Origin of the sequence: Beduini sp. (assembly GCF_047239305.1) — a bacterium.
Taxonomy (GTDB): domain Bacteria; phylum Bacillota_I; class Bacilli_A; order Erysipelotrichales; family Coprobacillaceae; genus Beduini.
Window position 1 is genome coordinate 154684 of record NZ_JBKTEM010000003.1, and the last position, 19230, is coordinate 173913.

18 protein-coding genes are annotated in these 19230 nt (G+C 37.1%); 14 read left to right on the plus strand and 4 right to left on the minus strand.

Translation table 11 applies throughout. From position 1 onward, the window contains the following. Positions 1 to 52 precede the first annotated feature (52 nt). Complete coding sequence (locus tag ACLRVU_RS07020; protein WP_412891317.1) at positions 53 to 802, minus strand: YdcF family protein; 750 nt, start codon at positions 800 to 802, stop codon at positions 53 to 55. A 123-nt stretch (positions 803 to 925) separates the two neighbouring features. On the opposite strand from ACLRVU_RS07020, the gene ACLRVU_RS07025 reads away from it, so the two are divergent. The 4 genes from ACLRVU_RS07025 to ACLRVU_RS07040 all read left to right on the plus strand — a co-directional run bounded on the left by ACLRVU_RS07025 (position 926) and on the right by ACLRVU_RS07040 (position 4102). Then, complete coding sequence (locus ACLRVU_RS07025) at positions 926 to 2104, plus strand: pyridoxal phosphate-dependent aminotransferase (RefSeq protein WP_412891318.1); 1179 nt, start codon at positions 926 to 928, stop codon at positions 2102 to 2104. A gap of 13 nt (positions 2105 to 2117) precedes the next feature. Next, entirely contained in the window at positions 2118 to 2909 is a 792-nt protein-coding gene (locus ACLRVU_RS07030) for a MurR/RpiR family transcriptional regulator (protein ID WP_412891319.1), read from the plus strand. Positions 2910 to 3041: 132 nt separating this feature from the next. Beyond that, on the plus strand, positions 3042 to 3470 hold the full coding sequence (locus ACLRVU_RS07035) for an ester cyclase (protein ID WP_412891320.1): 429 nt from the start codon (positions 3042 to 3044) through the stop codon (positions 3468 to 3470). Then, positions 3467 to 4102 carry a GNAT family N-acetyltransferase gene (locus ACLRVU_RS07040; RefSeq protein ID WP_412891321.1) on the plus strand — a complete coding sequence of 212 codons (636 nt, stop codon included), beginning with the start codon at positions 3467 to 3469 and terminating at the stop codon, positions 4100 to 4102. The genes ACLRVU_RS07035 and ACLRVU_RS07040 overlap by 4 nt, the downstream gene beginning before the upstream one ends. A 14-nt stretch (positions 4103 to 4116) precedes the next feature. Here ACLRVU_RS07040 and ACLRVU_RS07045 read toward each other — a convergent pair whose 3' ends face one another. From ACLRVU_RS07045 to coaBC, 3 genes are all read right to left on the minus strand, one after another. After that, the gene (locus tag ACLRVU_RS07045) at positions 4117 to 4554 is read right to left on the minus strand and encodes a hypothetical protein (protein ID WP_412891322.1); all 438 of its coding nucleotides are present in this window, start codon (positions 4552 to 4554) and stop codon (positions 4117 to 4119) included. 83 nt (positions 4555 to 4637) lie between these two features. After that, positions 4638 to 5429, minus strand: a complete 792-nt coding sequence (locus ACLRVU_RS07050) for a type III pantothenate kinase (protein WP_412891323.1) — start codon at positions 5427 to 5429, stop codon at positions 4638 to 4640. Further along, positions 5423 to 6625, minus strand: coding sequence for a bifunctional phosphopantothenoylcysteine decarboxylase/phosphopantothenate--cysteine ligase CoaBC (gene coaBC / locus ACLRVU_RS07055; RefSeq protein ID WP_412891324.1), 1203 nt, complete (start codon positions 6623 to 6625; stop codon positions 5423 to 5425). Before coaBC ends, ACLRVU_RS07050 begins: the two co-directional genes overlap by 7 nt. 202 nt (positions 6626 to 6827) lie before the next feature. On the opposite strand from coaBC, the gene ACLRVU_RS07060 reads away from it, so the two are divergent. The 10 genes from ACLRVU_RS07060 to ACLRVU_RS07105 all read left to right on the plus strand — a co-directional run bounded on the left by ACLRVU_RS07060 (position 6828) and on the right by ACLRVU_RS07105 (position 19157). Next, positions 6828 to 7706 (plus strand): hypothetical protein, encoded by an 879-nt coding sequence (locus ACLRVU_RS07060; protein WP_412891325.1) that lies wholly within the window; start codon positions 6828 to 6830, stop codon positions 7704 to 7706. Positions 7707 to 7784: 78 nt separating this feature from the next. Next, positions 7785 to 10022 carry a WG repeat-containing protein gene (locus ACLRVU_RS07065; protein WP_412891326.1) on the plus strand — a complete coding sequence of 746 codons (2238 nt, stop codon included), beginning with the start codon at positions 7785 to 7787 and terminating at the stop codon, positions 10020 to 10022. Beyond that, positions 10019 to 11854: a serine hydrolase domain-containing protein gene (locus tag ACLRVU_RS07070; protein ID WP_412891327.1), complete on the plus strand. Its 1836-nt coding sequence runs from the start codon at positions 10019 to 10021 to the stop codon at positions 11852 to 11854. The genes ACLRVU_RS07065 and ACLRVU_RS07070 overlap by 4 nt, the downstream gene beginning before the upstream one ends. After that, on the plus strand, positions 11841 to 12302 hold the full coding sequence (locus ACLRVU_RS07075; protein WP_412891328.1) for a VanZ family protein: 462 nt from the start codon (positions 11841 to 11843) through the stop codon (positions 12300 to 12302). The genes ACLRVU_RS07070 and ACLRVU_RS07075 overlap by 14 nt, the downstream gene beginning before the upstream one ends. A gap of 3 nt (positions 12303 to 12305) precedes the next feature. After that, positions 12306 to 12887, plus strand: coding sequence for a hypothetical protein (locus ACLRVU_RS07080; RefSeq protein WP_412891329.1), 582 nt, complete (start codon positions 12306 to 12308; stop codon positions 12885 to 12887). A gap of 264 nt (positions 12888 to 13151) precedes the next feature. Further along, the gene (locus ACLRVU_RS07085; RefSeq protein ID WP_412891330.1) at positions 13152 to 13688 is read left to right on the plus strand and encodes a GNAT family N-acetyltransferase; all 537 of its coding nucleotides are present in this window, start codon (positions 13152 to 13154) and stop codon (positions 13686 to 13688) included. After that, positions 13681 to 15588: a threonine--tRNA ligase gene (thrS, locus tag ACLRVU_RS07090; protein WP_412891331.1), complete on the plus strand. Its 1908-nt coding sequence runs from the start codon at positions 13681 to 13683 to the stop codon at positions 15586 to 15588. Before ACLRVU_RS07085 ends, thrS begins: the two co-directional genes overlap by 8 nt. Positions 15589 to 15745: 157 nt before the next feature. Further along, entirely contained in the window at positions 15746 to 17098 is a 1353-nt protein-coding gene (locus ACLRVU_RS07095) for a PTS sugar transporter subunit IIC (RefSeq protein ID WP_412891332.1), read from the plus strand. Between the two features lie 203 nt (positions 17099 to 17301). Then, the gene (locus ACLRVU_RS07100; protein ID WP_412891333.1) at positions 17302 to 18114 is read left to right on the plus strand and encodes a MerR family transcriptional regulator; all 813 of its coding nucleotides are present in this window, start codon (positions 17302 to 17304) and stop codon (positions 18112 to 18114) included. After that, the gene (locus ACLRVU_RS07105; RefSeq protein WP_412891334.1) at positions 18114 to 19157 is read left to right on the plus strand and encodes a BtrH N-terminal domain-containing protein; all 1044 of its coding nucleotides are present in this window, start codon (positions 18114 to 18116) and stop codon (positions 19155 to 19157) included. Before ACLRVU_RS07100 ends, ACLRVU_RS07105 begins: the two co-directional genes overlap by 1 nt. Positions 19158 to 19230: the final 73 nt, after the last annotated feature.

Consider the following 19230-nt stretch of genomic DNA (forward strand, 5'->3'; position numbering starts at 1 on the left):
GCGGGATTTGTTTTATGTTTAATTGTTTTACTTTTGCTTGGTAAAATTGTTGTTATGGACGTATTAAGATAAAATCTTTTAAATAGGCAAAGAATTCACGAATATAAAAATTAATGATGGTTGGCAAATGGCTTGGTGCACTGTATCCGTAAGCATCAATGCCTAGACGGCTGGCAATCAGCTTTGCCCTGCTCATATGAAAGTCATTGGATATAATCATGACCTTATCATTGGCTTGGATATACTGCATAGAGAACTTAAAGTTTTCGTAGGTATTGGTTGACTGATCTTCCTGAATGATCTTCTCTTTAGGAATGCCGTGCTTTACTAAATATTGATACATCGCCGAGGCTTCACTGATTGTTTCTCCTTCTCCTTGACCGCCGCTTACAATCAGAGTTGTTTCGGGAAACTTTTGATAATATTCAATCGCTGTATCCAAACGATAAAGTAATGAAGTGGTGATCTGATCGCCTTTTAATCCGGCACCTAAAACGACTACTTTATCGGCTTGCAGCTCATCAATATGTACAGCACCATAAATAATAACGCTTTCTACGATTATAAATAATATTAAACCGGCTGTAAATAAACCATATAAAATATATTTTAACCAGATCGGCAAGACGGCTAACAGCTGATCGTGCTGTCTGATCTGGAATATGCCGTAAAGTATACCAAGAATACAAGCAAATCCAAGAATTTTGGAAAAGGCTATATTTCCATAAACAATATTAATAACGATTACGTAGAGTAAAAGTAAGATAGATAAAATTAAAACGCCACGATTAAAATACTTCATTGGCATCACTCCTTTTAATCAGTGTAACAGTAATTTTGTCGTTCTTCAACAAAATATTGTTTACGATTGTACTTTTCAAAAATTCAGGTATAATTGAAAATATATGATAATAGGGGGATAAAAATGAATAAAGGAGCAGCAAGATTAAACGAAGTAAAAGCTTCAAAAATTCGTGCAGTCAGTGATAAAGCGAATGCTTTGGAAGCTCTTGGTCGTTCAATTATTCGCTTTAGTACAGGGGAACCGGACTTTGCGACAGTGAGCTCGATCAAGCAGGCGACAATCCAAGCCATAGAAGACAATTACAGTCATTATGCTTCAAATCGGGGGGATTTGAAACTGAGAAAAGAAGTCTCTGAACTTGTGAAATGTCACCATGGAATCCACTATGATCCTAGTGAAGAAATACTGATTACCAGTGGAGGTTCGGAAGCCATTAATCATGTCATGCTGGGGCTGATTAATCCAGAGGATGAAGTCATCGTCTGTACACCGGCTTTTTTAAGCTATGAAAATATGATTCATATGGCAGGGGGCATATTTGTCGATGTCCCGTTAAAAAAAGAGAATGGTTTTCAGCTGGACATAGAAGATATAAAAGAAGCCATTACACCAAGAACGAAAATGATCGTTATTAATAATCCGTGCAATCCAACAGGAGCAGTTTACGACTCGGTGTCTATTCAGGCTTTATGTGATATATGTATCCAACATGATCTGCTGGTATTTTCTGATGAAATCTACGATCAGTTAGTGTATGATGATCGAAAATGCAGATCGTTTGCTGCATATCCGTCAATGAAACAAAGAACGATTATGATGAACGGCTTTTCTAAAGCCTATGCGATGACCGGATGGCGTTTGGCATATCTGTGTGCGGACAAAGAACTGATAGAACCCTTATTAAAAGTTCATCAGTACGCTACCACCTGTGCACCCACCTTTATACAGGTTGGTGTCGCTAAAGTGATGAATAACGAAACAACACGAAAAGAAGTACAAGAAATGGTCCGACGTTTTGATCAGCGTCGGCAGAAAGTGATGCGAATGCTAAAGGAAATACCGGAGCTTGATTTTGTGATACCGCAAGGGGCATTCTATGTTTTTATCGATGTCTCTAAGACCGGATTAGACGGTCAGCAATTTGCTGATGCCTTGCTGGAGGAAAAAGGTGTAGCGGTCGTTCCCGGCAATGCCCTGGGCAGTCAATGTAATGATTTTATTCGCTTATCCTATGCAACAAGTGATGAAAATGTTATGATGGGAATGCAGTTAATCAAGGAATTTATTAAGGAATTATAGAGAGGATGATAGGGTGAACTACTTATTTTATCGACTGGTTTTATTTGTTAATTCTTCATCAAAAGATGATTTAAATTATACAATTGCTGATTTTATATTAAAGAATATTTCTGAAATTGCCGAGATGAACATTGTAGTATTCGCAAATACCTGCCATGTTTCACCTGCTTCGATCAGTCGCTTTTGTCGTAAATTAGGATATGACGACTATATCCATTTAAAGATGGAGTGTGCCAAATATACAAGTTTAAAAAGCACCGATTATTATGAACCTGTCATGCTTCAAGATCCTAAAAAAGCCAGTGCGGTTTATTTGAAAAAAGCGGGTATGCGTTTAGAAGAACAGATTGATTTGCTTGACTGGGAAGTGTTGGAAGAATTTGTAGATGATATTCATGACAGCAGCAATGTTGCTTTTTATGGATCCCATTTTTCTCACAGCATTGCTCAGCTGATTCAGGCAGCATTGCTGTCATGTAATAAATATTCAATCGCCAAAAATGATTCTGATCAGCAGATCAAGATTGCTGAAAGTCTGAACGCTGACAGTATTGCCATTACGATATCTGTTCGAGGCAACTACCTTCGCGGAACGCCGCGTTTAAAGCGTGCGATTGAAAAATCGGGAGCAAAGTCAGTTTTAATTACAGCGAATCATGATCCTAAATTAGTGAGTGAATTTGATCGTGTCATTTATATTTCTTCAGATGATGATCTTTATATGGGACGTTTCATGCTGCTGTCATTTGCAGAGTTAATCTCTCAGCTTTATGTCACGCGTTTTGGAGATCATCGCCAAGGATAATCGTCATGATTATCTTTTTATTTTGGATTTAATGTCACTGTCTTTACAAATACCCATCGGTAAAATAAAATGACGGGAACTATAGGGACATGGTATACTTAAAAGGAATACAATTATTAGGGGGCGATAAAGATGGAAAAGAAAGAAATCATAAGGTATTTTTATGAGGAGGTCGTATCAAAGAACCTGCTTGATGAGCTTGGGCAATATGTTGCTGAAGAATGTGAGATAAGAGTAGGGGATCAGAACTTTCCGTTGGGCATTGAAGGAATGAAAACACATCTTATAGAGGTGAAAAAAACATATCCGGATTATACAATGACACTTACTCGCCAATATGTGGATAAAGATTATGTCGTCTCAGAATTTATTATGGAAGGAACACATAAAGGGGAATGGATCGGGATTAAGCCCACCCATAAAAGACTAAAGTTTACAGGTGTAGATATTGATAAAGTCGTAGATGGAAAAATTGTTGAGCATGGAGGTGCAGTCAATACATTTGATACCTTATTCGAGCATCATTTAATCCAACCGACACCAAAGGAGGAACTATCATGATCACTATCAGAAATGAAGAAGAAAAGGATTATTCAATCGTAGAAGAAATGACACGCAAGGCATTCTATAATTTATATATTCCGGGATGTACTGAACATTATTTGGTTCATATCATGCGAAAACATAACGATTTTATTCCGGAATTGGATTTTGTATTGGAGTTAGATGGGAAGATTATTGGAAATATCATGTATACGAAAGCAAAGTTAGTGGATGAAAACGGACAGGAAAAAGAAATTTTGACATTTGGACCTTTGTGTATTCATCCTGATTATCAACGCAAAGGCTACGGTAAAAGGCTGTTGGAGTATTCTTTTAATGAAGCCATATCTTTAGGCTATGATGTCATTGTCATCTTTGGAAGCCCGAGCAATTATGTTGCACGTGGATTTAAAAGCTGTAAAAAATATAATATCTCTATAGAAGGCGGTGTCTTTCCTTCGGCAATGATGGTAAAAGAGCTAAAAGATAATGTTTTAGACGGAAGAAAGTGGACTTATTATGACAGTCCTATCATGCAGATCGATGAAAAGGAAGCTCAGAAATTTGACGATAGCTTAGAAAAGCTGGAGAAAAAAACACTTCCTAGTCAAGAAGAGTTTTACATTCTCAGTCATTCATCACTCAATTAAAAAGAGCGCTGATTTCAGCGTTCTTTTAGATAGCATTCGATTTCTTTAGCGGTAAGCTTTCTTACTTTAGTATGGGGATATTCCTGATAGGAATCCATTTGAAACACAGGCACCATTTTTTCACAGTGCTTGTTTTTATTTTTAGATAAATATTCTTGCAAATCAGAAAAGTGCGCAAATATTTTATAGGAAATTCTGCCTTGATCGTTTTTAATCTCATAGATCCCGCAGGCAGTCTTCATTGTATAATCAGCAGTTCGTAAATAAAGTTTTGCGACAGCTAAGGACTTGAATGGAAAGTTCCATCGTTGCAGACCTCGTTTTGGATCACGTTCAATGCAGATGCAGCGACCGCAGGTTCCGCAAATATATTGAGTATGCTGATTTAAACAATCAAGCGGGTGAAGCAGGGGGGTAATCCTAGGCTCATCACAGTAGCATTCTTTACACATCATATCCCTCTTTTCTTTCTTTCATTATAGCATTCAGTTTTTTGAGTTTCAATAAAACAGAAATTGGGTTTTAAAAAGCACCCTTAGTAGGATGCTCTCTTTTCAAGTTGTTTTAAGTGACGCTGATAGATCAGATATAATCCTTTAAATGTCAGATCACTGTCATATTCATCGATAAGATCGGTTTCCGCTGAAATAACGCGTCCTAAACCACCGGTCGCAATCACTTTCATCGGGGTGCCGATTTCCTTTTTTACTTGCTTGATAATATTTTCAGTCAGTCCGATATAGCCGTAAATAACTCCAGCCTGCATGCTTTTCACAGTATTTTTAGCGAGGATCGTATCCGGTTTAACAATTTGGATTTCCGGTAATTGCGCAGCTTGTGAAGAAAGTGCCTGTGCGCAGATTTCTAAGCCGGGAGCTGTGATCCCATAAAGGAACTCTCCTTTTTCATTAACATAATCAAAAGTAGAAGCGGTGCCAAAATCGATCACTAATACAGGACCGCCGTAAGTATAGTATGCGCCGGCGGCATCGACGATGCGATCCGCCCCAACTGAACTGGGATTATCCGATTTGATGGCAATCCCGCTTTTGATGCCCGGTCCGATGAGGATTGGCTCATGATGCAGGTATTTGATGATAGCACTGGTAAATGAGTGCATGATTTTGGGAACGACACTGCTGATAATGACATCTTCCACATCTTCGATTGAGGTGTCAGAGGCATTGAAGAAGCTCAGCAGCATAAAGCCGTATTCATCACTTGTTCTTTGCATTTTAGTGGTCAGACGGTAATTGCCGATAATCTTTTTACCATCAAATAAAGCAATCGTAATATTTGTATTTCCAATATCAACAGCGACTAGCATAATGATTTCTCCTTTTCGATTTCAATCATTGTTTCTAAGATGATCTTAGCTAATTCTTTTTTACTCATCAGTTCATATTCTTTTTGATACTGCGGAGTAATAATAGTAGCGACATTCGTATCTGTCTGGAATCCGGCTCCATCTGTAAGCAGATGATTGGCTACCAGCAGGTCACAGTTCTTTTTTGATAATTTAGCAGCAGCATTCTCAACTAAGTTTTGTGTTTCCATCGCAAAGCCGCAGATTACTTGATGAGGCAGGCGATGCTGACCGATATACATTAAAACATCAGGGGTTGAAGTAAAGGTCAGTGTCAGCTGCTTATCTTGTTTTTTAATTTTATGGGGCTGAACATCCTCACAGCGATAATCACCTACGGCTGCAGCTTTGATAATATAGTCATAATGCGGCAGGATTTCTTTAACTAATTCAAATAGTTCCTGTGCGGTTGTAAAATAAAGCATTTTAATGCCAATCGGTTCTTTAAGAGTCACAGGTCCGCTTAATAGAGTTACTTCTGCACCTAGCAGCCGTGCCATTTTGGCGATCTCATAACCCATTTTACCGCTGGAATGATTGGTGATAAAACGCACCGGATCAATATTCTCTTGTGTGGGACCGGCAGTTACCAATACCTTTTTACCGGTTAACGGCTTATTTGTGATTAAAGCAAACTCAATAGCGTCAAGCAGAATTTCAGTTGAAGGCAGCTTTCCTTTTCCACTGTCCCCACAGGCTAAACGTCCGCTGCTAGGCTCCACTAGAGTCATGCCAAAATGTCGGCAGCGTTCCAGATTATCTTGTGTCATCGGATTTTCATACATATGGGTATTCATAGCCGGGGCAAGTATTTTTGGGCAGGTTGCCGCTAAAAAAGTAGAGGTCAGCATATCATCAGCAATCCCATGAGCAATCTTCGCTATGATGTTTGCAGTTGCGGGAACGATCATGAAAACATCTGCTTTTTTTGCGAGTTCGATATGCTTGACTTCGCCGTCTGTCGTTCTCTCAAAAGTATCTAAATACACTTTTTTCTTTGTCAGAGATTCAAAGGTCAAAGGGGCGATAAATTCTGTGGCGTTTTTGGTCATGATAATATCCACATCATAGCCAAGCTTGATTAGCTGACTGGTAAGATCGGCAGCCTTATAAGCCGCTATTCCACCGGTAATTCCTAATAAAATATTTTTTTTCATAGTGTCCTCCATAAAAAAATGGCGTAAACATCCCTTTACGCCTGAGTTAATGAACCACTATCGCTCGTAAAAGATGCCATGTGTTTTGCCATTTATTCATTTTTAACTATCTCTATTATATACAAAATCTTCCTAAAGAACATCTTTTTCTTTCATTTTATAAGAAATTTAGCTATGATTTATCTATAGAGGAGGTTTAAAAATGGATGATGATAAAAGAAACGATCAGGATCCTATCGATAATGATAATTTAAATGAGGATTCAAAAGAAGAAACAGAAATAATAGAAAAAGAGGAAACGGAAGAAGAACCCGCTACAGAAGAAAAAAATGAGATTGAGGTTCATTCGGAAGAAGAGGAACCTAAAAAACCAGTCAGTGAGATCTTGTATGAAACCGGGAAACAAGTGGGACATGTTTCTTTAAATTATTTTAAACATATTGCCAGTTTTATGAAAGATCATGTCGGAGCCATCCAGCATATTTTTGGTTATTCTTTTAAGACACATATTCTAATAAGTGTCATTAATGGCTTTATATTATCATTGATTCCATTTGTACTGGCAATTAAAATGCAGTTATTCGTACATAATATTGGCTATGGAAAATATTTTCAGATCTGGGGACCTTTCTTAGAAATGATGCTTGCAGTTTTTATATTAAGTCTGCTTTTCCAATGGCTGATTGCTTTTGTTTTAACCGCAGTAGAGGGAGTCGTTGAACATCATAAGGTTTCACTGTTTCGCTCACTAAAGGCAACTAATATCTTTGGGATTGTGTTGGATCCATTTATTGTCGTTGGGTGCTTATTGCTGTTATTGCCGCTTAATAGTTTCATTGGTTATTTGATTCTTTTTATATTTATCAGCGGATTGATCTTTGCCAGTGTTATGTTTATTAAGACACTTGTTTTATCAAGGATTGTCAGCGGCGATCACTTAATCAGTATTTTAGTACTGTCTTGTGTCATTGCCTTTATACTGATGTGCTTTATTTATATTATGGGAGCAATCAGTTATAAACTGATCTTTAAATTGTACGGGGTTTATCTCATGGGAATGATTACCGGGTTTGGTATTTAGGAAACGATATGTTTCCTTTTTATTTGTAAAGAATCTTTGATATGTTTATAATAGAAGTATTGAAAAGAAGGTGAGAAAATGGATGAAACTTTTTTATTTAGGACAAAGAAAGAGTATGAGCAAACGCTACAGCGTTATCTGAAAGAAAAACAATATCAGGAAGCTCTTTTATATTTAGAGACGATTGCTCATCAGGTTGTGGATTCCATTTGGCTCAACTTTACAAGAGGACAGCTTTACAACGCTTTAGAACAATATCATTTAGCTCTGCCTTATTTTTTAAAAGCCAGTCAGCAGGTCACTGAAAGCATTACTTTATACAGTGAGATTGGTTGGACCTACAATCGTTTGGAACAGTTTGACGAAGCTTTATTCTACTTAGAAAAATGTGTGTACTTAGGAAGAGAAGATCAATGGCTTTTCAGTGAACTCGCTTATACGTATTTAAAAATGGGGATGCAGGAAGAAGGCATTATTTATTTACTGGAAGGACTGGAACTACATCCGGATGACCGCTGGACTTTAGAGCAGCTTGCCAACGCTTACAGTGATTTAGGCGATTATACTAAAGCTAATAGGATGAATAAGCGCTTATTGGAATTAGGCAGAGATGAAATGCTTTTAGAAGATATCATTATCTTAAATGAGATGAATGAAACAATGGAAGATCAGCATACTTACTTGGAAATGCTGGTTCAATATCCTGAACACCATGATTTTGTCTGTTATCATTTTGGAGTCTACTATAATTTGATTGAAAATTATCAGGAGGCAGTAGATAAGCTGGAAGAAATAGTTGAGGATAACCGTGACGGGGAAACTTGGATTGAATTAGGTTATGCGTATCATCAGCTTTATAGAATCGAAGATGCGATCTATGCTTATGAAAAGGGATATTCGATCAGTCCGGATCATTTGTTTTTATTAAGTGAGCTGGCTTATTTATACGGTGTATTGGAGGATCACGAGCAGAAATTATTTTATTTAGATAAAGCTTTTGCACAAGGCAGACGGGATCTGTGGATCTATTTGAATTATATTCGAGTATATCTTTATGGTAAAAAGGATTTAGAAAAAGCCTATTATTATTTATCTGAAGCCGATACGATTGCCTCAGCGGATGAAGAATTACAGCTGTTGTGGAGCGAATATGACTGGATTATGATGAATAAAGAGATGGCTCAAAATCGCTTGTTAAGCATTTTAGCGAGACGTCTCAACCAAGCTTTGCCGCTTTCTTTTTATAATGTCAGCTGGGAAACAGAACACAGTCGCTTATTAGATATCCCAAATTTAGAAAGAGTGTACCAGTTTAGTGAAGGACTAGCCTATGTGGAAACAGATCAGCATGGCGGATTTATCGATCAGAATGGTCATTTTGTGATTGATCTTCACTTGTCTATAGATGAAACTAAAAGACAGGATACCTACATGTTTCATCATGGTTATGCGATAATCAATCAAGAAGGTGAGCATCTTTATGGTTTGATTGACTGTCAGGGAAATATTGTTTTAGACCTCATTTATGATGATATTAGGATTCATCATGATCATCAGCGTTTGGTTTTAGGACCTATTACCATTTTTAAATTTGACGATCAGCATTATGTTTTTGAAGAAGAAGTAGGAGATTATGCTGAAGGGGTTGTGCCGATGAAAATGAACGGACACTGGTACTATTGTCATTTAGATAAAGAGATCACATTGTCACAAGGGTTTGATGAAGCTCAAGCCTTTCATGAACATATGGCGATTGTGAAAAAAGGAAATTATTATGGAGTCATTGATTTAGAGGGAAATATTCTGCTTCCGTTTGATTATGAGACTTTGATTTGGGCAGACCATGATCTGATTGCAAGGAAAGAGGATTACTATGGAGTAATCAGTCCGCAGGGAGAAATCAAGATTGATTTTATTTATGATCAGTTGAAAGACGGCTATCAGGACTATTATCGTGTACTCAATGAAAACGGCTGGGGACTTATCCATGTAAGCGGAAAGCTGATTATCCCATGCCTTTATGATGATTTGCTGCCGGTATTTGAGGATAGGGTACGTGTAGAAAAAGAGGGGTATTACGGTATGTATTCGGTATCTGGAGAGCTTGTTATTCCGATCATCTATGATACGTTAACGATCTGTAAGGGACAGCATATTATTGCCGGAGTAGGTTATCGTTATGGCTATATGAACGCATTAGGTGAACTGTTGACACCGTTCATGTTTCAGACTGCCACATTGCCTGTGGAACATCTTTTATGTGTCTCGTTTCAAAACCGGTTTTATTTAGTGGATGACAGGAGGAAAAAGGAATGAAAGCTTTCATAGAAAAATATTGTCAGGAAAAAGATATTCAAGCAGTTAGTGTTTGTATTCATGACCATAATCAGCCTGTTTTTTCTTATAGCTTTGGAAACAGACAATGCGGTTTTTCGGATCAGGTAAATGGGCATACACGTTTTACGATAGGATCTATTTCTAAATTGTTTGTCACTGTCGCTGTTTTACAACTGGTCGATCAAAATAAGGTAGACCTCGATCGTCCGGTCTGTGATTATGTGTCAGATTTTATTATGAAAGATCGCCGCTATCGCCAAATTACTGTTCGCATGCTGCTAAATCACAGCAGCGGACTGCCTTCTACCTCTTTCCGTGGTAAATATACGAATCATTATTATCCGCAGTATATTTTTGATATGCTGGAGATGTACCGTCAGCTTCCTTTAAAGAGTGAACCGGGCAAGTACAGTGTTTACTGCAATGATGGCTTTGTATTAGCACAATATCTGGTAGAAACTGTAAGTCAGATGTCTTTTCGAGATTATTGTCTTACTTATATTGTTAATCCTATAGGAATGAAGGATACAGAATTTCCGGGAGCGGTTTTAAATGAGGACACTTATGCTCATGCTACCAACGATTATGAACGTGATTTTAATCAGGAATATGTAAATGGTATTGGCTCTGGTGGAGTATACAGCACAGCTGAGGATCTTTGCTTATTTTTGGATGCCTTAAACGACTATCGGCTGATCAGTCAAGAAAGCTGGAATGAAATGAGCAGCATGCAGTATGTAAACCCTATTCAGACTCTATCGCTTAATGCCAATGGTTATGGCTTAGGCTTTGACCATATTGCACTTCCGTATTTTGAAGCAATGGGCTTTAAAGCAGTCGCCAAAGGCGGTGCAACATTTGGTTATATGAGTTATGCTTATTTGTTGCCAAAAAGAAAACTCAGTGTTGCTGTCCTTAGCACTTCTAAGGAATCAGGAGTAGCGGCTCTTGCAAAAGAACTGGGAAAGATGTATCTCCAAGAATATCAGGAAGAAACAACGCTGATGATACCCAAACAGGCTATACAGATTGAAGGAAGCTATGGAGCCGATAACCGTGTCTATCAGATTCAATATAAAAAAGAACAGCTTAGTTTAGCTTACTATCAAATGGGCAAACTGACGACACCGGTTTTATTAAATAAAATGGAAACAGAATATGTTTATCCGGGACAACTATTGGGCTTTGATCATCCTCGTTTTGGTTTTATAGATGAAAATGGTGAAACCTATATGTATGTGACTTATTTAGATGGAAATGTTGAAATAAGAAGTGTCATTGGTCAGAAAATAAAACGGGGAGAAGGAAAGAAAATGTCAATTCCCGGGAAATATTATCTAAAAATGAATGAATACATAGACCAACGAACATTCTATACACAAGATTTGCAGGTCATTGCGCCAATCATGATGGAGACATTGGATGTGGTTTTATTTCCTTTTCCGCTTCGTATCATAGATGAGCATCACGCTGTGCCATTTATCGAACTGCCGGGGAATTATTCTCGTGAAATGTGCGATCTTATTATTTTAGATCAAAATCTGCTGCAGTTAGGTCCATATCGCTATATCAATAGTGATCAAATCAAAGCATTGCCTGAATCTTTCACATTAATGAATACAGATACACACTGGTTCCGTTATGAAAATCAAGAGGTGATTCAGCAGCCGGAGCATGTCCGTGTAATTGGGGTCAAAGTCATGGAAAATGAAGCTAAAGTAAGCTATGACAGTTTGTATTGTGACCACATCTTAGATATTGATTATATTGGTTTTATGGGAAAGGTGGGCGATGTTATTGAGTGGAAATAAGAAAAAGATCTATCTTCGCTTTGGACTGGTCGTTCTCTGGATGATCGTAATCTTCATGTTTTCAATGCAGAACGGCGATCAGTCAAGCGGCACCAGTGGTCAGCTTTTGGCTAGAATCGGAGAGTGGATCGGGATAGATCTGATTCATCTGCCGATCATGGATACGCTTCAATTTATCGTTCGCAAAAGTGCCCATATGTTTTCCTATTTTGTTTTAGGGATTTTGTCTTATCGGGCAGTCATTTTGCTTCAGCCTCTAAAGCCTTATCGTTATGCAGCCTTGATTACCGTCATCTACGCCTGCAGTGATGAAGTGCATCAGTTATTTGTTCCCGGGCGCAGTGGACAGATTCAGGATGTTTTCATCGATTCCTTAGGAATGTTGGTTGGCTTTGTACTGATTTATTTTATCAAGCGTATAAAGAATAAAAGAATGAACCATAATTAAACTATGAAAATAGTGAAAATCATGGTTCTTTTTTTATTGGAAATATTAATCTTATGCGATATCACAAATGATGTGAATAAATTATGGATTACTCTTTTTTTAATTTCCCTTTCCCTTGCTTATAAAAATAAAAAGCAGTCTTTTTTATTGGTTCTGACTTTTGCTGGTGATTATTTCTTAGCCTATCAGCAGGATCCCATTTTAGGCATTTATTTCTTTATTTTAATGCAATGGCTTTATTTCGGGATTAATAGCTATTATATTATCGGGATTGGATTACTGCTGCCATTGCCGATTGTCATTAAACTGGCAGCCATTTATATTGTGATGCTGTTAGGGAATATCAAAAAGCATTCAACTTTAAAAATCGGCTTTCTCATTCTTTTAATAAGTGATCTTTGTGTAGGGTTATACAATATTTTTGGAAATATCCTATATGTTTATCTGACTTGGATTCTGTATGTTCCCGCACTTTTGCTTTTACATCAGAATTTATGGTGGGATTCAACGGCTTTTTATAAAAAAAGGGGATACCTTGATGAAGGAAAGGGAATAATACAGAGTGAAAAGATTTATGAAACATAATTCTTGACAATTGCATAAATTAGATTAGAATAAAAGTATAAAAACAAGGATTTAGGATATGTCTATAGATAGATTTCTTTAGAGAGAAGACGGTAGGTGAAAGTCTTTGAATATATGTATAGGTACTCCCTAATAGTTGCCCTCGAAAGAGATGGCCGTTGATCACGTTACGATATTGAGGCATAGCAATATGCAAATAAAGGTGGTACCACGAGATTTCGTCCTTTGACGAAGTCTCTTTTTTATTAAAAAGGAGGGGGTTAAATGTCGGAAGCAGTATTAGAATTTCCAAGTATGAAGCATAAAGATATGATTAAAGCATATCAGGAAGAAACATTTGCGGCGGGGGAATTCTATATCAATGGAGATGGCGGATGTCATCAAAACGAAGATTATCAGGACTGGTTAGAAAAAGCAAAGAACTATCATTTAGGGGTTCAGCTGCCAGACGGGTATGTTCCCGCCACCACCTACTTTTTAGTAGGTGAAAATAAAATATTAGGAACGATCAATATTCGTCATCGTTTAAACGAAGGCTTATTAAAAAGCGGAGGGCACATTGGCTATAGTGTGGCTCCCAGTGAAAGAAAAAAAGGCTATGCCACAACCATGCTTAAAATGGGGCTGATGATCTGTCATGATTTAGGCATTGATCGTGTCTTAGTGACATGTAATAAGGAGAATATCGCTTCTCGCAAAACAATCGAGAAATGTGGCGGTCAGTTAGAAAATGAATATTATGATGAAGATGAATTACAGACTTATTTACGCTTTTGGATAGGAGAAGATAAAAATGATTAAAATAACTTTTTTAGACGGAAACGTCAAAGAATTTGAAAAAGGCATCAGTGCCGGAGAAATCGCACAAAGCATTTCTTCAGGACTGCGTAAAAAAAGTGTTGCCGCAAAGGTAAACGGTGAAATGTATGATTTAAGCAGACCGATTGAAGAAGACGCTAAATTGGAATTGATTACAAATGATATGATCGATGCTTTTGATATCTTAAATCATTCGACTGCTCACTTAATGGCACAGGCAATTAAGAGTTTATGGCCTGACGCTAAATTCGGTGTCGGTCCCAATATTGAAAATGGTTTTTACTATGATGTCGATGTAGAACCGGCAATCGTTGAAAGTGATCTGCCAAAGATTGAAAAGGAAATGAAACGTTTAGCTTCTAAAGCTGAAGTGATTACACGTAAAGTGGTCAGCAAGGAAGAGGCTTTGGAAATGTTTAAAGAGGATCCTTATAAAGTAGAACTTATCAAGGATTTAGAAGGAACAATCACTGTTTATTCACAAGGAGACTTTACAGATTTATGCCGTGGCGTTCATTTGCCTAAGACAAGTGATATCAAGCATTTTAAATTAATGTCATTAGCCGGAGCTTACTGGCGTGGAGATTCAAATAATAAACAATTGCAGCGTGTTTATGGAACAAGCCATTTTACTGCAGAGGGCTTAAATAATTATTTGAAATTCTTAGAAGAGGCAGAAAAACGTGATCATCGCAGATTGGGAAAAGAATTAGAATTATTCTTCCTGTCTGAATTTGGTCCGGGGTTCCCTTTCTTCTTACCAAAAGGAATGGCTGTTAGAAACGAGTTGGAAAATCTATGGCATGAAGAACATGCTAAAGCAGGATATCAAGAAATCAAAACACCGATCATGCTGAATAAAGAACTATGGGAGATTTCCGGACATTGGTTCAACTATCGTGAAAATATGTATACTTCAGAAATCGATGACGTGGAATATGCGATTAAACCGATGAACTGTCCCGGATCTATTCTGGTGTATAAAAATGATTTGCATTCTTATCGTGACTTCCCAATTCGCATGGGAGAATTAGGGATTGTTCATCGCCATGAATTCTCAGGAGCATTGCATGGGTTATTTAGAGTACGTAACTTTACTCAAGATGACGCCCATATCTTTTTAACTCCGGATCAGATCGAAAGTGAAATCATTGGTGTTATTGAATTAATTGATAAATTTTACAGCGATATCTTTGGTTTTGAATATCACATCGAACTTTCAACTCGTCCTGAAAAAGCGATTGGTTCTGTGGAAATCTGGGATATGGCAGAAAAAGCATTGGCAAATGCTTTGCAACACAAGGGCATTGAATATAAATTAAATCCGGGAGATGGAGCTTTCTATGGACCTAAACTGGATTTCAAGATTAAAGATGCGATTGGCAGAACTTGGCAATGTGGAACAATTCAGTTAGACTTTAACTTACCTGAACGTTTTGACTTAACTTATATTGGTGAAGACGGTCAAAAACATCGTCCGGTAATGATTCATCGTGTTGTTTATGGTTCAATGGAACGTTTCATGGGAATTTTAATTGAACATTATGCCGGAGCTTTCCCAACTTGGCTTTCACCGGTTCAAGTAAAAGTGATTGCAGTCAGCAATGAACATCATGGAGACTACGCTAAAGAAGTAGCAAATGTTTTAAAAGAAGCCCATATTCGTGTGGAAAATGATATTCGTGATGAGAAATTAGGCTATAAGATTCGTGATGCTCAAGTGCATAAGATTCCTTATCAATTAGTATTAGGGGATAATGAGGCAAAAGAAAAGACAGTAACTTACCGTGCTTATGGTAAACAGGAGCAGATTACTGTCAGCTTAGAAGATTTTGTAAGCATGATTCAAGAAGAAATTCAATCAAAGAAGCATAAAGATTAATTATAAAAATCTCACTTTATCATTATGAGTGAGGTTTTTTTCTGTTTCTGAAAAAGAATTCTGAAAATGAAACCTGTACCAAAAAGCGAAATATTTGAGTGTAATCCCTTACAAGCTGATATTATAGTACCATAACAATAAGGGAGGAAATTGAAGAATGAAGTTTTTAGAAGAAAAGTTCGTCCCTCTTGCAGCTAGAGTCGGTTCACAAAGACACTTAGTTGCAATCAGAGACGCCTTCGTTGTTATCATGCCAGTTACAATCGTTGGTGCGGTTGCGGTATTGATCAACAACATCCAAGGGATCTTCTCTAAGAATGGGTTAAATGTTGTAGCCATTCAAGAGGGATATACAAACTTTATCACGTCTACAGGTATTAAAGATGTCATGACAGCAGTTAACAAAGGATCTATCAACATGATGGCAATCTTGTTAGTCGTAACATTAGGATACCAAATGGCAAAAGGACTAAACGGAGATGGGATTGCCACTTCAGTAGTAGCCTTAACTTGCTATTTAGGATTAGCACCAGCAGTGCAGACATTAACAAACAACTACTCATGGGCTGACAAAGCAACAAATGTAGATGTGTTAACAGCAGATGTAGCTACTGGCGGACTAGCAGCGAACAAACTGGATTCAAACGGGATGTTCGTTGGGATGATTTTAACAATTATCGTAGCAGAAATCTTTGTAAGATTATCAAGAAACGATAAATTAAAAATCACATTGCCTGATGGAGTACCACCAGCAGTAGCAGGATCATTTACAGTATTGATCCCAGCAATCATCACAGTTATCTTAGTTGTAGCAGTTGGTATTTATATCGAAAAATTCTCAGGAATGAACTTATGGGTAATTATTCAGAAATTCGTATCAGCACCATTAAACAGTGTAGCCGATTCATTAGGAACAGCAATTTTAATTGAATTCTTAATCGCATTCTTATGGGTATTCGGGTTGCATGGGGCAAATATCGTTAACTCTGTAACTACTCCAATCTTAACACCAATGTTACTGGAAAATACAGCTGCATTCGAAGCAGGAAAAACAGGAAAAGAAATTCCTAACGTTATTGCCGGTATGAACTGTTTCACTCGTGTTGGTGGATCAGGATCAACTTTCGGATTAATCATCGCTGTATTGATCTTCAGTAAAGTACAAGCAGAACGTACAGTTATCGGAATCTCAGTAGCACCAGGATTATTCGAAATCAACGAGCCTATCACATTCGGTGTACCTATCGTAATGAACCCGGTATATATGTTACCATTCATCATTGGTCCAACTGTATTAGGTGCCGTTTCATACATATTAATGGATTTAGGTATTATTGAAAGAGTTGTACTGTCAGCACCTTGGGTAACACCGCCGATCTTGTTCCCATTCTTGGCAACAGGCGGAGGTATCAAAGCCGCTGTTTGGGCAGCGATTGAAATCGTCTTATTAGTGTTATTATGGACTCCGTTCGTAATGATCTCAAATAAACAAAACGCTCGCGAAGCTTAGTCATTGTCAGCGTCCCGTAAAATTTTGCTCAGAGTCTGTTATATTAAACATTCTCAGATTAGAAGCCAGAGTTTTTCTTAACGAAAGACACTGGCTTTTTAGTATGCTGTTCTATTTCTATTATTACGTATACAAATACGTTATAATTAACTTGACTTTCCGGTGCAGGGGATAGTTTATAATGTTTATTGAAAGAGGATTCTATGTATAAAATAAGTCAGTTTTCTAAAATTACAGGATTAACTGTTAAAGCCCTTCGTTATTATGATGAAGAGAACTTATTAAAGCCCAGCTATCGAAATGAGGAAAATCAGTATCGCTATTACTGTGATAGTGATTTGCAAAAGGGGCTGCTCATTAAGTATTTAAGATTCCTGGATTTTTCCATCATGGAAATTAAAGAATGTATAGAAATGGTTGAAAGTGAGGAAGATTTAGCTTATATCCTGCAAGAAAAAATAAACATTATTGAAAAGAATATCTCAAAAGAAAAAGAATTGATTCTAAAAATGGGCTTAGGCATCCCATTATTAGATAAAGTGTTAAAGGATAATCCTTATCAGGTAGAGAGGGTTGAGATTGATTCGGTTTTTGCTGGCGCACTTCGATTCACCGGAAAATACAGTGATCTTGCTCATTATGTACCAAAGCTTTATAAAGCGGTGAAAAATAATAAGAATGGACGACATTTTAATTGCTATTATGATGAAGCATGTACCGAAGAAGCAGACATTGAACTATGTATACCAATTAAAAAACAAATAAAAGACTCTAATATAAAATGCAAATGGATCCCTAAAATAAAGGCAATTCGGACTATTCATTATGGAAGCTATGAAACAATGCATTTAGCTTATAAGGCACTGTTTGAATATGTGAATGCTCATGATTTAACAGTATTGACACCTTCAAGAGAAATCTATATCAAAAGTCCAGGGATGATCTTTCATGGGAATCCAGCTAATTATATTACAGAAATTCTTTTGCCTTATGAGATAGATGGAAAGGCGTTATAATGAAAAAAGTGATTGAAAATTTTATCCCGTTAGGTGGGAAGCATTGTATCACCAACTCTTTGAAACAGATTTTTTCGTATTATGGGTATCCTCTGTCAGAGGAAATGATTTTCGGAATAGCCTCTGGATTATCTTTTCTGTATATCAATCAATCTCACTCACCGATGGTGAGTGGAAGAACTAAAGTATTTGAATTTGAAAAGAAACTTGCCAAACGCTTGAATATCACAATTCAATGTAAGCATTCAAAGGATTATACCAAGGTATTAGAGATAACAAAACAGATGATTGATAACAATGATCCAGTTTTAATCTATGCAGATATGCCTTATTTAAAATATCTTGGCATGGAACCGGACAGTCATTTTGGCGGACATGCAGTAGTGTTATTCGGTTATGATGAATCGATAAAAAAATTTTGGCTGAGTGACCGAGATAATGATGATTATCTTATTCAGATTCCAGAAGGGCAAATACATCAGGATTATCATTTAGTAGATTATACTGAAATTGAGAAAGCCCGCAGCAGCTCACACAGACCTTTTCCTGCCAACAACAAATTTCTAACATTTGACTTCACAGGATATAGAGCTATTGATTCCACAGTTATAAAGGAAGCAATCAATGAAACTTGTGAAACGATGCTGAATCCTCCAGCACAGCACTTAGGGATAAATGGCATAAAGAAATTCTCTAAGGAAGTATTAAAATGGCAGCAGTTTAATACCGAGAAACTTAAAACTTCCGGTGTAGCCAACTATTTTCAAATAAATAAAGATGGTGGAACAGGTGGCGGAATTTTTCGTAAAATGTATGGAGAATTTTTAATAGAAGCAGTTCCTTTTGTCAACAAGGATGCTTTGCTTACTATAGGACAAAAATTCATCGAGCTTTCTAAGAAGTGGGATGTGATCGCCAATGATATGTGGGAATTATCTCAAACTGCTGATATTTCCCTTTTGAAAAAGATGTCTAAGTCAATTTCAGAAATCTATGAAGAAGAAAAGGAATTATATTTATCTTTAAAAGAAGTAGTACAGTGAGTAATACTATTTGAATAAATAAAAGGGAGCGCAGGATTACTTTCATGAGTAAACTGCGTTTTAATTTCATTCT